At 73.0% G+C, this 12,597-nt stretch carries 13 protein-coding genes; 8 read left to right on the top strand and 5 right to left on the bottom strand.

Annotation, left to right across the window (positions count from 1 at the left end):
• Positions 1–40 precede the first annotated feature (40 nt).
• Entirely contained in the window at positions 41–220 is a 180-nt protein-coding gene (locus tag KO717_RS20325) for a hypothetical protein (RefSeq protein WP_301370008.1), read from the bottom strand.
• A gap of 246 nt (positions 221–466) precedes the next feature.
• On the opposite strand from KO717_RS20325, the gene KO717_RS20320 reads away from it, so the two are divergent.
• Together KO717_RS20320 and KO717_RS20315 are read left to right on the top strand one after the other, a co-directional pair.
• Positions 467–1,093 carry a hypothetical protein gene (locus KO717_RS20320; protein ID WP_301370007.1) on the top strand — a complete coding sequence of 209 codons (627 nt, stop codon included), beginning with the start codon at positions 467–469 and terminating at the stop codon, positions 1,091–1,093.
• 159 nt (positions 1,094–1,252) lie between these two features.
• Entirely contained in the window at positions 1,253–3,358 is a 2,106-nt protein-coding gene (locus tag KO717_RS20315) for a HelD family protein (protein WP_301370005.1), read from the top strand.
• Between the two features lie 127 nt (positions 3,359–3,485).
• On the opposite strand, the gene KO717_RS20310 is transcribed toward KO717_RS20315, so the two are convergent.
• A complete protein-coding gene (locus tag KO717_RS20310; RefSeq protein WP_301370003.1) occupies positions 3,486–4,172 on the bottom strand; it encodes a copper homeostasis protein CutC in 687 nt (228 codons plus the stop codon).
• Between the two features lie 128 nt (positions 4,173–4,300).
• On the opposite strand from KO717_RS20310, the gene KO717_RS20305 reads away from it, so the two are divergent.
• Positions 4,301–4,972 (top strand): HD domain-containing protein, encoded by a 672-nt coding sequence (locus KO717_RS20305; protein ID WP_301370001.1) that lies wholly within the window; start codon positions 4,301–4,303, stop codon positions 4,970–4,972.
• A 63-nt stretch (positions 4,973–5,035) separates the two neighbouring features.
• Positions 5,036–6,253: a Cmx/CmrA family chloramphenicol efflux MFS transporter gene (locus KO717_RS20300; RefSeq protein WP_301374629.1), complete on the top strand. Its 1,218-nt coding sequence runs from the start codon at positions 5,036–5,038 to the stop codon at positions 6,251–6,253.
• Here KO717_RS20300 and KO717_RS20295 read toward each other — a convergent pair.
• Entirely contained in the window at positions 6,250–7,203 is a 954-nt protein-coding gene (locus KO717_RS20295) for a helix-turn-helix domain-containing protein (protein WP_301369999.1), read from the bottom strand. The genes KO717_RS20300 and KO717_RS20295 overlap by 4 nt on opposite strands.
• A gap of 480 nt (positions 7,204–7,683) precedes the next feature.
• On the opposite strand from KO717_RS20295, the gene KO717_RS20290 reads away from it, so the two are divergent.
• Positions 7,684–8,913 carry a serine hydrolase domain-containing protein gene (locus tag KO717_RS20290; protein ID WP_301369998.1) on the top strand — a complete coding sequence of 410 codons (1,230 nt, stop codon included), beginning with the start codon at positions 7,684–7,686 and terminating at the stop codon, positions 8,911–8,913.
• Here the strand turns inward: KO717_RS20290 and KO717_RS20285 are convergent.
• Both KO717_RS20285 and KO717_RS20280 read right to left on the bottom strand, forming a co-directional pair.
• Complete coding sequence (locus KO717_RS20285; RefSeq protein ID WP_030766289.1) at positions 8,910–9,179, bottom strand: DUF4031 domain-containing protein; 270 nt, start codon at positions 9,177–9,179, stop codon at positions 8,910–8,912. The two genes, KO717_RS20290 and KO717_RS20285, sit on opposite strands and share 4 nt — an antisense overlap.
• Before the next feature lie 7 nt (positions 9,180–9,186).
• Entirely contained in the window at positions 9,187–9,561 is a 375-nt protein-coding gene (locus KO717_RS20280; RefSeq protein ID WP_030727652.1) for a hypothetical protein, read from the bottom strand.
• 139 nt (positions 9,562–9,700) lie between these two features.
• Between KO717_RS20280 and murQ the strand changes: the two genes are divergently transcribed.
• The 3 genes from murQ to KO717_RS20265 are packed head-to-tail and all read left to right on the top strand — an operon-like array spanning position 9,701 to position 12,590.
• Positions 9,701–10,636: an N-acetylmuramic acid 6-phosphate etherase gene (gene murQ / locus KO717_RS20275; protein WP_301369995.1), complete on the top strand. Its 936-nt coding sequence runs from the start codon at positions 9,701–9,703 to the stop codon at positions 10,634–10,636.
• Positions 10,637–10,659: 23 nt separating this feature from the next.
• Positions 10,660–12,186, top strand: a complete 1,527-nt coding sequence (locus KO717_RS20270; RefSeq protein WP_301369994.1) for a PTS transporter subunit EIIC — start codon at positions 10,660–10,662, stop codon at positions 12,184–12,186.
• A gap of 17 nt (positions 12,187–12,203) precedes the next feature.
• Complete coding sequence (locus KO717_RS20265; protein ID WP_301369992.1) at positions 12,204–12,590, top strand: hypothetical protein; 387 nt, start codon at positions 12,204–12,206, stop codon at positions 12,588–12,590.
• Positions 12,591–12,597 lie beyond the last annotated feature (7 nt).

Here is a 12,597-nt window from a genome sequence, read left to right as displayed (position 1 = left end):
ACCCTAGTGGATCAGTGGATGTGCTGCGTGGGGCCCGAGGTCAGTGGCGTATGACGCCCGCGTCCTCGGCGTATTCACCGAGCACGACGACGCTGACGGCGGTCGCCGCGAAGATCTTGACGGCACGCAGCATGCCGCCGAGGCCGCCCTGCGGACGGGAGTCGGATGTGGCGCCGCTAGGACGGCTGCCCTGGATCGAGGTGAAGGTTGCGGGGCTCATGGATCCATGGTCCGTTTTCGCGCCGTCCGGCACATCGCTCCCGGGAGGGAACCTCACCGGTCCCCGGGTCCTCCTCCCGTCGCATGCGTACCCCTAGGGGTGGATACCAAGGTCTGACACTCTCCGGTACGACCTGGTGCGACCTGGTACGACGCGGCGCGACACCCGTCCGGATGCACGCGGGCGGGTCGGGACGGACCCTGGGAAGGTCCGCGGTGCCGGCGACCACGCCAGGGAGTGATCCGCATGACCCACCGTTCCCGGACGCAGCGCATCGCGCTGCTCTCCGCATCGACAGCCCTGGTCACAGGAGGGCTGCTGCCGTCCGCCACCGCGTTCGCCGCTCCGGCACACACCGCCGCGGCCGCCTTCGCCGCCCCCACACCGACACCCACACCCACCCCGTCCGCCCAGGGCACGGTGAAGACCACCGATCCCCCCAGCGGCATCACCGCCCAGCTTCCCGGAAAGGCCAAGGTCCGCATGGGGGCCATTCCCATGGAGGGCGGTTCCGTCGACGCCCGCGTGTACGGGGTGGAGACCCCGGACGGAGCCACCGGCTTCGCCGTCTACGACATGCCGGGCGACCGGATCCCGCTGGAGGACGCCCTCAAGGGGTTCGTCGACGCGTACGGCCTGACCGGCGGCGGGACCCTGACCAGTGACGACGTCCGCAAGACGACGGTGGACGGCCGCCCGGCCCTCGACGCGAACCTCACCGGCGAGGACGCCGACGGGGCCGCGGTCGGCTCCATCCGCTTCATCTCCGACGACGACCATCTCGTCATGGCCCTGACCTACGGTCCCAAGGACAACGAGAAGGACCTGAAGGAGATGCACCAGCAGCTCCTCTCCTCCCTCACGATCCCCTGATCCCCCTGATCCACGCCTCCGATATTCGTTCGCGCTGCACCGCCCCGGTGGCTAGAATCTCCGCTCTTGCCGCCTCCCGCCGCCTCATCGGGGAGAGCCGCCCTCCGGCCGGAAACCGGCGGGCCATCTGTTCCGCATCCAGCAGCTGGAGGCAGTTCCGTGCCCGCGCACGCCCCCGAGACCACACACGAAGACCCGACCGCGGACCCGACCGCGGACCCGGCGGCACCCACCGACCCGCTGGGCCGCGAGCGGGCCCACCTCACCGCCTCGCGTTCCGCCCTGCGCGCCATGCGCGAGGACGTCGAGTCCCTCGACATCCGCGACGTCACCGCGAACTGGGTCAACGCGATCGTCCTCCAGGCCCAGATCGACGACCGCATCAAAGCCCTCGCCGACCTCGCCCACACCCCGCTGTTCTTCGGGCGCCTCAACTACCTGCACGCACCGGGCGCGGAGCTCGCCGAGGGCGCGGAGGGCGAGCAGTTCTACATCGGCCGCCGCCACGTCCACGACGCCGACGGCGACCCGATGGTCATCGACTGGCGCGCGCCCGTCTCCCAGCCGTTCTACCGGGCCTCCAAGACCGACCCGCAGGACATCGCGCTGCGCAGGCGCTTCGGGTACACCGGCGGCGAGCTGACGGCGTACGAGGACGAGCACCTGTCCGATCCCGGCGAGGCGGCCACGGTCAGCAAGCTGCTCCAGCAGGAGATCGAGCGCCCGCGCGTGGGCCCGATGCGGGACATCGTCGCGACGATCCAGCCCGAGCAGGACAAACTCGTCCGCTCCGGCCTTGCCGGTTCGGTCTGCGTCCAGGGCGGCCCCGGCACCGGCAAGACCGCCGTCGGCCTGCACCGGGTCGCGTACCTGCTCTACGCGCACCGCGACCGCCTCGCCCGCACCGGCACGCTCGTCATCGGGCCGAACCGTTCCTTCCTGCACTACATCGAGCAGGTGCTGCCGGCCCTCGGCGAGCTGGAGGTCAAGCAGGCCACCGTCGACGACCTGGTCGCCCGCCCCGGCCTGGAGGTACGCGGCACGGACGCCGCCGAAACCGCCGTGGTCAAGGGCGACGCCCGCATGGCGGAGGTACTGGGCCGCGCCGTCCGCTCGCACGTCACCCGCCCCACGGAGGCGCTGATGGTGGTCCGCGGCTCGCGCCGCTGGCGGGTGCCCGCGTACGAGCTGGAGGAGATGGTCGAGGAGCTGCAGAAGCGCGACATCCGCTACGGCGCCGCCCGCGACGCGCTGCCGCAGCGCATCGCGCACGCGGTGCTCGTACGGATGGAGCAGGCGGGCGAGGCCCCGGACGACCGGGTGCAGGACGCGGTGGCCCGCAACGCGGCGGTGAAGGCGGCGGTCAAGGAGATCTGGCCGGCCGTCGAACCGGCGAAGCTGGTCCTGCGGCTGCTGTCCGACCCCGAGTTCCTCGCGCTGCACGCGGCGGACGTGCTCACCGAGGACGAGCAGAAGCTCCTGCTGTGGCCGAAGCCGTTCCGGAGCGTGAAGTCGGCGAAGTGGTCGGCGGCGGACCTGGTACTGATCGACGAGGCGGCCGACCTGGTGGAGCGGACGCATTCGCTGGGCCACGTGGTCCTCGACGAGGCCCAGGACCTGTCGCCGATGCAGTACCGGGCGGTGGGACGGCGCTGCACCACGGGCTCGGCGACGGTCCTCGGCGACCTCGCCCAGGGCACCACACCGTGGGCCACGCGCAGCTGGGACGAGGCCCTCACGCACCTCGGCAAGCCGCAGGCGGTGCTGGAGGAACTGACGGCGGGCTTCCGCGTACCGCGCGAGGTGATCGCCTACGCCTCCCGGCTGCTGCCGTCGATCTCCCCGGGCCTGGCCCCGGTCTCCTCGGTCCGTGAGACGCCGGGGTCCCTGCGGGTCGAGGAGACGGCGGACCTGACGGCGGCGGTGGTCGCCGCGTGCCGTGATTCCTTGGCGCAGGAGGGGTCGATCGGCCTGATCGCGGCGGACGCGCGGATCCCGGTGCTGGCGGAGGCGCTGGCGGAGGCGGGGATGCCGTACCTGTCTCCCGGCGAGGAGACGACCTCGGAGTCGCGCCTGACGCTGGTCCCGGCGTCGCTGGCGAAGGGTCTGGAGTACGACTACGTGGTCCTGGACGAGCCCGCGGCGATCGTGGACGGCGAGCCGGACGAGCGGACGGGCCTGCGGCGGCTGTACGTCTGCCTCACCCGCGCGGTCTCGGGCCTGACGGCCCTCCACGCGGCCCCGCTCCCCACCGCCCTGTCCTGACCTGCGGCCCGCCCTCCCGGGGCTCCGCCCCAGACCCCGCGCCTCAAACGCCGGCGAGGCTGAAAGACCGGGGGTCCGGGGGCGGAGCCCCCGGCAGCGGCGGCGCGCCCGACCACCGCACCCCTGGTCAGGAAAGGGCGGTGCGCCAGTCCGCGACGGCCGCCGCCGAGACCGGACCGCCCCACCCGGAGGGACGCGCCGCGCCGCCGATGTGGAAGGCGTCGATCCCGCCCGCCCTCAGCACCGGAACGTGCGCGAGCGTCAACCCGCCGCCCACCAGGATCCGCGCCCCGTACCCCGGCTCACCACCCCGCGCCGCCTCCGCCAGCAGCACCGGCAGCCCGGCCTCCACCCCGGCCGTCGCGCCCGCCGTGAGGTACGTGTCCAGCCCCGGCACGTCGGCCAGCGCCTTGCGCAGCTGGTCCCGGTCCGCCGCGCGGTCGATCGCCCGGTGGAAGGTCCAGCTGCAGCCGTCCAGCTCCGCGACGACGGCCTCGACCGCGGCCAGGTCGGGGGCGCCTTCGGCGTCCAGGAAGCCGAGGACGAACTCCCGCGCGCCCTCCGCCCGCAGTTCCCGTGCCGCCCGGGCCAGGGCGGAGACGTCGCCGGCCGCGAAGCCGTCCGTCTTGCGGAGCATCACGCGCAGCGGGATGTCGACCGCCGCCCTGATCGCCGCGAAGGTCTCGCGCGGCGGGGTGAGCCCGTCGGCGGCCATGTCGGTGACCAGTTCGAGTCGGTCCGCCCCACCGGCCTGGGCCGCGACCGCGTCCTCCACGTCGAGGGCGATCACCTCCAGGAGCGCACGGTTGCTCATTCGATCCCATCCTTCTTCGGAAAGCTCGGGAAACTCAGGAAAACCCACTAGAGGTCTAGTCCAATATTCAGAATACGGGCCTCCACCCGCCCTTCACCAGCACAATCGCGCCACCCCACAATGTGCCCATGGACACAGGCACCCAGAGCAGCGACACCCACCCGGACACCGCCGACCTGCGGGCCCGCTGGCAGGCGACCGTCACCGCCGCCGGCGCCGCCGCCGACCGTGATCCCGCGCCCTACGCCGACCGCCTCCTCACCGCCTGGGCGGAGCCGCAGCGCCGCTACCACACCACCGTGCACCTGGCCGACGTACTCGCGCGGATCGACGTCCTGGCCCCGCACGCCGCCGATCCGGCCGTCGTCCGGCTCGCCGCCTGGTTCCACGACGCCGTCTACCGCCCCGACCGGTCCGAGAACGAGGAGCGCAGCGCCGCCCTCGCCGAGCGCGCCCTCCCCGAGCTCGGGATCGGCCCCGCGCGCACCGCCGAGGTGGCCCGCCTGGTCCGGCTCACCGTCACCCACGACCCCGCGCCCGGGGACACCGACGGCGAGGCCCTCTGCGACGCGGACCTGGCCGTCCTGGCCGGGGAGCCCGCCGCGTACGCCGCCTACGTGGCCGCCGTCCGCGCCGAGTACGGCTTCGTCCCCGACGACGCCTTCCGCACCGGCCGCGCGGCCGTCCTGCGCCAGCTGCTCGACCTGCCGCAGCTCTTCCGCACGCCCTACGGAGCCGCGCACTGGGAGGCCCCGGCCCGCGCCAACCTCGCCGCCGAGCTCGCCACTCTCGTCCCGTAGGGAATTTGATCGCGTTCGCGCCGGTTGGTGACAGTCATGCCCGCACCAGCCGCACGCCCCCGCATGCCCGTCGCCGTGTACGTCCTCGGACTGTCCGTGTTCGCACTCGGCACCAGCGAGTTCATGCTCTCCGGTCTGCTGCCACCCATCGCCGAGGACATGGGCGTCACCATCCCGCAGGCGGGCCTGCTCATATCCGCCTTCGCGATCGGCATGGTCGTGGGCGCACCACTGCTGGCCGTAGCCACCCTGCGGCTCCCCCGCCGCACCACCCTCATCGCCCTCATCAGCCTCTTCGGCCTCGGGCAGGTCGCGGGCGCGCTGGCCCCCACGTACGAGCTCCTCTTCGCCTCCCGCGTGGTCTCCGCGTTCGCCTGCGCCGGATTCTGGGCGGTGGGCGCGGCCGTCGCCATCGCCATGGTCGACAAGGACCAGCGGGCCCGCGCCATGGCCGTCATGATCGGCGGCCTGTCCATCGCGAACGTCCTCGGCGTCCCCGCCGGCGCCTTCCTCGGCGAGCACCTGGGCTGGCGCTCCGCCTTCTGGTCGGTCGCCGCCGCCTCCGCGATCGCCCTCGTCGGCATCCTGGCGCTGATCCCGAAGATCCCGCTGCCCGCCGAGAAGCCGTCGCTCGGGCGCGAGCTGCACATCTACCGCGACCGCCAGGTGTGGCTCTCCATCGGCATCACCGCGCTGGCCGCGGGCGGCGTCTTCTGCGCCTTCAGCTACCTGTCACCGCTACTCACGGACGTGGCCGGGCTGGACTCCCGGTGGGTCCCGTGGATCCTCGGCCTCTTCGGCATCGGCGCGCTCGCCGGCACGACCGTCGGCGGCCGTGTCGCCGACGCGCACCTGTTCGGCGTGATGATCTGGGGCATCACCGCCTCGACCGTCTTCCTGACCGCGCTCGCCCTGCTGGCTTCCACCGCCGCGGCGGCGATCGCCCTGGCCTTCCTCCTCGGCTTCTCGGCCTTCTTCACCGCCCCGGCGCTCAACGCCCGCATGTTCAACGTGGCCGGCGCGGCCCCGACCCTGGCCGGCGCCACCACCACGGCCGCCTTCAACCTCGGCAACACCGGTGGCCCCTGGCTCGGCGGCACCGTCATCGACGCCGGCCTGGGATTCGCCGCCACCGCCTGGGCGGGCGCAGCCATGACCGTCACCGCGATCGCCCTCACCGTCCTCGCCCTGCGCCTGGACCGCCGTACGGCGCCGCGCGCGACCCGCGTGATCGCCGCGGGCGGCGCCCCGACCCCCGCCGGGGAACCCGCCCGCGCCTAGGCCGGCTCTTTCGGATCTTGCCTGACCCGCGCCGCCTGGGCCGGCTTTCCCTGGTGACTCGCGTCGGCGCTCTCGGGAGGGCGGTCCGCCCCCGACGCGCACGCCCGGCAGGTCCCCCGTTCCGGGCCCCGGAAGGCGTGGTCGCAGAGGTCGCAGTTCTGGAGTGGGTGTCTGACGGCCGGAGGTGCTGCCGGGGCGCGGAACGGCGGCACGGGCGGGAGCTGGACCGCGAGGCGGTGGGCCAGGAGGGCGGCCGGGCGGTGCAGGGGCTCCGCCGGCAGGTCGGCGGTCAGGGCGTGGTGTACGGCGCTCGGAGGCAGGTCGCGCTCCAGCCAGGCCGCGACTCCGGGGGCGAGGTGCTCGACGTCGGCGGCGGAGAGCAGGAGGCGGGGATCCCCACGGCGGAGGCCTGCGAGGACCTCGATGGCGGACCGGAGGAGGTCAGGGGCGCGGTACGCGGGCTGCGGCACCGCGGGCAGGGCACGGCGCGGCGGCTCGCCCTCCCGGCGGGCGGGGCGCCGGGGCTTCGGTTGCGGCTCGTCCCTGCCGCCGGACCGGCCCGGCTGGTTGCAGGAGACCGTGCGGGTGACGACGCGACCGTTGCTGGTGCGTTCGCACGTGCGGCGCAGATACCCGTGGGCCTCCAGCTCACGCAGGGCGCCGGCGATCCGGGTCTTGCCCTCAGGGAAACGGGCGGCCAGGGTCCGGATGTCGATGAGCGCGCCGCCGGGCAGGGACTGGATGTGCACGGCCAGGCCGATGGCCAGCAGCGACAGCTCGGGGTGCTGGGCGAGATGGTTGCCGATCACCGTGAAACGGGTGGTGTGGCGGGCGTTGTCGTGGATGACACCGCCGGATCGGGTGTGCGCACGGGTTCGCCGGGAGGGGTGGTTTTCCCCGTCGTTCCGGGACTCTGCGGGCGGGCTCACGCTAGGGTTCTGGGTATCCATCAGGGAAGAGGGCTACTTCCTCGGTGGTCAGGCCCCCGCACTGGGATTGCACTCCCGGCGGGGGCCGACGCATGTCAGCGGTGATGTGGTGTCTCGCGCTGAGCGTAGATCAGGCAACCCTCCCGGAAACCAGTCAAGTTGGCATTTTTCACTCACGCGAGTGAGCGTGCGCCATGGGCGGGAGGGGTGGGGTTCGGTGTGGTGCTTTCCCTCTCGTGTCTTGGATCCCGGGATCGTCCCCGCCGCCGGAGTCCCACCGGGCGGGCTCCGGTGCGGGAGAGATGTCCGCAGGTCAGGTGGTGCGGCGGGGCGGCTTCGGCCCGTACGGTCCGGGGTCCGCCTCCCGGCCCCGCCCGACCTGGCCCGGGCCCGGTCGCCGCGTCGGCCCCGGTCGCCGCCCCGAACCCGGCTTCCTACGATGGGAAGGTCCGCTCGGGGATCGGGGAACCGCTCGGGGACGTGCGTCAGGGGTGATCCTTCATGGGCCGGTACCGCACGCCCACCGTCCTGGCAGCCGCCTCCCTGCTGCTGACCGCGCTCTGCGCGGGCCAGGCCCCCGCGGCCGCCCCGCCGGGCCGGGTCGACATCGACCCGGTGACCGCCGAGCAGCTCGACGACGCGATCACCGCGGCCATGCGCAAGGCCGCCATCCCCGGTGTGGGCGTCGGCCTGTGGATCGACGGCGAGGACCCCTACGTGCGCGCCTTCGGCACCGCCGACAAGGCCACCGGCGTCCCCATCAAGACCGACATGCACACCCGCATCGGCAGCGTCACCAAGACCTTCACCGTCACCGCCGTCCTCCAGCTCGTCGACGACGGGAAGGTACGGCTCGACGCGCCGATCTCCACGTACCTCGACGGCGTGCCCGGCGGCGACAGGATCACCGTCCGGCAGCTCGCCGACATGCGCAGCGGCCTCTACAACTACACCGAGGACCCGCGCCTGCTGGCCACCTACAAGGCCGACCCGCACCGCACCTGGACCCCGCAGGAGCTGCTGGACACCGCTTTCCGGCACCCTGCCAACTTCCCTCCGGGCACGCGCTGGGAGTACTCCAACACCAACACTGTTGTGCTCGGCCTGCTGGTCGAGAAGGTCGGCGGGCAGCCCCTGCACACCTACCTGCAGCAGCACGTCCTCGAACCGGCCGGCCTGGACGCGACCTCGCTGCCGACCGGCACCGAGATCGCGTCCCCGTACGTGCACGGCTACACGAACTTCACCCCGAACGGCGCGACCGTCGACGCCTCCACCTGGAACCCGTCCTGGGCCTGGGCGGCCGGCGCGATGATCTCCACCATGGACGACCTGCACTCCTGGGTCCCGACCCTGGTCACCGGGAAGCTGCCCGACGGCGACCGCCTGCTGGAGCCGGGCACCCAGGCCCAGCGGGTGCGCATGCTGCCCACCGGGCACCCCGACATCGGCTACGGGCTCGGCATCGCCGAACTCGACGGCTGGATCGGCCACAACGGCGAGCTGCCGGGCTACGAAACCATCGCCGTCCGGCTCCCGCAGGCCCGCGCCACCCTGGTGATCGTGGTGAACTCCGACGTCGACGGAAAGTTCGGCAACCTGAGCTCCCTCATCGCCAACACGGTCACCAAGATCGCGACCCCGGACCACGTCTGGGAGCTCCCGCCGGCAGCCCAGCCCCACGCCGTCCCGGAGCCGTCCGCACCCCCGACCCCGACCCCGAGCCCTTAGGCCGCCGGCCGGCCCTTCGGGCGGCGCAGGCCCGCCGCGGTGAGGCGGCGGACGAGTTCCTTGCTGCCGATCTCCACCGCACCGGCGCCGACCGCGTCCGCGTACCGGTACGAGGGCACGTCGTAGTGGTCCCGCTCGAAGGCCCGCGGCGGGCAGCCGATGGCCGCCGCGAAGGCGTGCAGCTCCTCGTACGAGACGTCGCTGACCAGGTGCGACCACATGCGGCCATGGCCCGGCCAGGTCGGCGGGTCGATGTAGACGGTCACCGGCGGCTCACCGGAGTCCGAAGACCGGGCCCAGGCCGCCGATCGCGGCCACCTTCACACCCGCCTCCGAACACACCCAGTGCGGGTCGGGTCCCAGCTCCGGCTCCACATCCAGCGCGTGCGGCTCACCGTGGTTGCAGACCGGGCACAGCGGCCATCGTCCGTACTTCTCCAGCAGCGCGTCCTTCACGTCTTGGGCGACGAGTCCGGCAAGGTAGTCGACACCCTCCGGCCACTGCTCCACCCACCACCGGCGGTGCGTGACCGAATCCTCGACGAGGGAGACGACATCGGCATCGGCGACCTCGCCGGCGGCGAGGTCGGCGAGAACAAGGGCACGGGCGACGTGCAGCGCCTGCTCCAGGGGGGTCGCGTGGTCCATGCGCCCATTGTGGACCCGCGAGGGCCCGGCGATGAAGGCCCTCTTTCCGCACAGCAGACCTACGAGACCGCCGCACCCGCCCTCGCCGCCTCCTACGAAGCCCTCACCCACTGCCACACCACCCGCACGGGAGCCGCCCATGACCGCCTACGAAGAACTCCGCGCCCAGCTGGACACCCTCACCACCGAGGCCTTCCGCCAGGACCTCGCCGAGATCGACCGGCTGCCCACCCTCGACATCGCCCGCACCATGAACGCCGAGGACGCCACCGTCCCGGCCGCCGTCGCCGCGCAGCTCCCGCAGATCGCCGCCGCCGTCGACGCGATCGCCGAGCGGATGGCCCGCGGCGGGCGGCTGGTCTACGCGGGCGCCGGCACGGCCGGCCGGATGGGCGTCCTGGACGCCAGCGAGTGCCCGCCCACCTTCAACACCGACCCGGCCGACGTGGTCGGCCTGATCGCGGGCGGCCCCTCCGCCATGGTCAAGGCCGTCGAGGGCGCCGAGGACTCGAAGGAGCTGGCCGCAGGCGACCTCACCGCGCTGGAGATCGGGCCGCACGACACGGTCGTCGGTATCTCCGCCTCCGGCCGCACCCCGTACGCGATCGGCGCCGTCGAGTTCGCCCGTACCCGCGGCGCGCTCACCGTCGGGCTCTCCTGCAACGCCGGATCCGCCCTCGCCGCCGCCGCCGACCACGGCATCGAGGTCGTCGTCGGACCCGAACTCCTCACCGGATCCACCCGCCTGAAGGCCGGCACCGCGCAGAAGCTCGTCCTCAACCTCATCTCGACCATCACGATGATCCGCCTCGGGAAGACGTACGGGAACCTGATGGTCGACATGCGCTCCTCGAACGAGAAGCTGCGCGCCCGCGCCCGACGCATCGTGGCGCTGGCCACCGGCGCACCCGACGAGGAGATCGAGGCCGCCCTGACCGCCACCGGCGGTGAGGTGAAGAACGCCGTACTCGTCGTCCTCGGCGGAGTCGACGGCCCCACGGCCGCCGAGCTGCTCACCGCCTCGCGGGGCCACCTGCGCGCCGCCCTCGAACACGCCCTCGCCCACACCCGCTGACCCCCGAGCCAAGGCGATCCCCCATGTCCACTGACAAGAACCGCGCCACCGCCGCCGCGATCCTGCCGCTGGTCGGCGGCCCGGACAACATCACCTCGATCGCGCACTGCATGACCCGCCTGCGCCTCTCGCTGCGCGACCGCTCGCTGGTCCAGGACGAGGCCCTGCGCGCCCTCCCGGCGGTCCTCGGCGTCGTCGAGGACGACACGTACCAGATCGTGCTGGGCCCGGGCGCCGTCGCCCGCGTGACCCCGGAGTTCGAGGCACTCGTGGAGGAGGCCCGCTCGGCCGCCCCGGCAGCCGCCCCGCCCGCCGCCCCGGCGGCCCAGCCCTCCGGCGGGATCACCGCGGACGGCCTCGCCGCTCAGGGTGCGGCCCTGAAGGAGGCTCAGAAGGCCCGGAACGCCACGCCCTTCAAGCTGTTCCTGCGCCGCATCGCGAACATCTTCATCCCGCTGATCCCGGCCCTGATCGGCTGCGGCATCATCGCCGGGCTGAACGGCCTGCTGACGAATCTGGGCTGGGTGCCCGCCGTCGTCCCCGCCCTCGCCGCCATCGCGTCCGGCTTCATGTCCCTGATCGCGGTCTTCGTCGGATACAACACGGCCAAGGAGTTCGGCGGTACGCCGATCCTGGGCGGCGCGGTCGCCGCGATCATCGTCTTCCCGGGCGTCGCGAAGATCGACGCCTTCGGCCTGGAACTCAAGCCCGGCCAGGGCGGCGTCCTCGGCGCGCTCGCCGCCGCCCTCCTCGCCGTGTACGTGGAGAAGTGGTGCCGCAGGTGGGTGCCGGAGGCCCTGGACGTCCTGGTCACCCCCACCCTCACCGTGCTGATCTCGGGCCTGGTCACCCTCTTCGGCCTGATGTACCTCGCCGGTGAGGCCTCCGCCGCCATCGGCACCTTCGCGAACTGGCTCCTCGCCAGTGGCGGCGCCTTCGCGGGCCTGGTCCTGGGCGGCCTCTTCCTCCCCCTCGTGATGCTCGGCCTGCACCAGGCCCTGATCCCCATCCACACCACCCTCATCGAGCAGGACGGCTACACCGTCCTGCTGCCCATCCTCGCCATGGCGGGCGCGGGCCAGGTCGGCGCGGCCATCGCCGTCTACTACCGCCTCCCGCGCAACGGCTCGATCCGCGCCACCATCAGGTCCGCCCTCCCGGCCGGCTTCCTGGGCATCGGCGAACCGCTGATCTACGGCGTCTCCCTGCCGCTCGGCCGCCCCTTCGTGACCGCCTGCATCGGCGGCGCGGCCGGCGGCGCCTTCGTCGGCCTCTTCCACCAACTGGGCGTCGCCTTCGGCTCCACCGCCATCGGCCCCTCGGGCTGGGCCCTGTTCCCCCTGCTCGACGGCAAGTCCGGCGCCGGCATCACCCTCGCGATCTACGCGGGCGGCCTCCTGACCGGCTACCTGGTGGGCTTCGCCGCCACCTACTTCTTCGGCTTCACCCGCCAGATGCTGACCGACCTCGACACCAACCCCGACCAGGACCCGGACACCGCCACCGCCACCACCACCGGAACACCCCCGAAGGAACGGGTCCCCGCATAGCCCCGCATGATGTGCGGATGCTGCTCCCCGCCGACGCCGTCGCCGCCACGACCCGTATCGACGTCGTGCGCATCACCGCCGGTCCCGAGTGGCACGGCGACCCGATGACCGGTCCCGTCGTGGGGCACTGGGAGGGTCCCGCCGTCGCGGAGATGCTCACGGCCGTACGGAAGATCCCCGCCGCCGAAGTCACCCTGTGCGCGTTCGCCCCCGGCTGGGGCATCCGCGCCTACGCCGACCCGGCCGGGCCGCCCCTGTACGAAGCCGCGTTCTGCTACGGCTGCGACAAGGTCTGGCTCTGGGGCCCCCGGGTCCCGGAGCCGCTGCACCGCCAGACCTTCGCCTCGGACTCGCCGTACGCGCTGTTCCTGCTCATGCGCATGCGCGCCACGGGTCCGCAATGATGCAGAG

The sequence above is a fragment of the Streptomyces xanthophaeus genome (genome assembly GCF_030440515.1).
Taxonomy (GTDB): domain Bacteria; phylum Actinomycetota; class Actinomycetes; order Streptomycetales; family Streptomycetaceae; genus Streptomyces; species Streptomyces kutzneri.
The sequence above is the reverse complement of the archived record's forward strand: the minus strand, read 5'-3'. Positions and strand labels throughout refer to the sequence as shown.

Coding starts and splice junctions, on each gene's coding strand:
- KO717_RS20325 (WP_301370008.1), bottom strand. CDS start 220: ATGAGCCCCGCAACCTTCACCTCGATCCAGGGCAGCCGTCCTAGCGGC.
- KO717_RS20320 (WP_301370007.1), top strand. CDS start 467: ATGACCCACCGTTCCCGGACGCAGCGCATCGCGCTGCTCTCCGCATCG.
- KO717_RS20310 (WP_301370003.1), bottom strand. CDS start 4,172: ATGAGCAACCGTGCGCTCCTGGAGGTGATCGCCCTCGACGTGGAGGAC.
- KO717_RS20305 (WP_301370001.1), top strand. CDS start 4,301: ATGGACACAGGCACCCAGAGCAGCGACACCCACCCGGACACCGCCGAC.
- KO717_RS20300 (WP_301374629.1), top strand. CDS start 5,036: ATGCCCGTCGCCGTGTACGTCCTCGGACTGTCCGTGTTCGCACTCGGC.
- KO717_RS20295 (WP_301369999.1), bottom strand. CDS start 7,203: ATGGATACCCAGAACCCTAGCGTGAGCCCGCCCGCAGAGTCCCGGAAC.
- KO717_RS20290 (WP_301369998.1), top strand. CDS start 7,684: ATGGGCCGGTACCGCACGCCCACCGTCCTGGCAGCCGCCTCCCTGCTG.
- KO717_RS20280 (WP_030727652.1), bottom strand. CDS start 9,561: ATGGACCACGCGACCCCCCTGGAGCAGGCGCTGCACGTCGCCCGTGCC.
- murQ (WP_301369995.1), top strand. CDS start 9,701: ATGACCGCCTACGAAGAACTCCGCGCCCAGCTGGACACCCTCACCACC.
- KO717_RS20270 (WP_301369994.1), top strand. CDS start 10,660: ATGTCCACTGACAAGAACCGCGCCACCGCCGCCGCGATCCTGCCGCTG.
- KO717_RS20265 (WP_301369992.1), top strand. CDS start 12,204: ATGCTGCTCCCCGCCGACGCCGTCGCCGCCACGACCCGTATCGACGTC.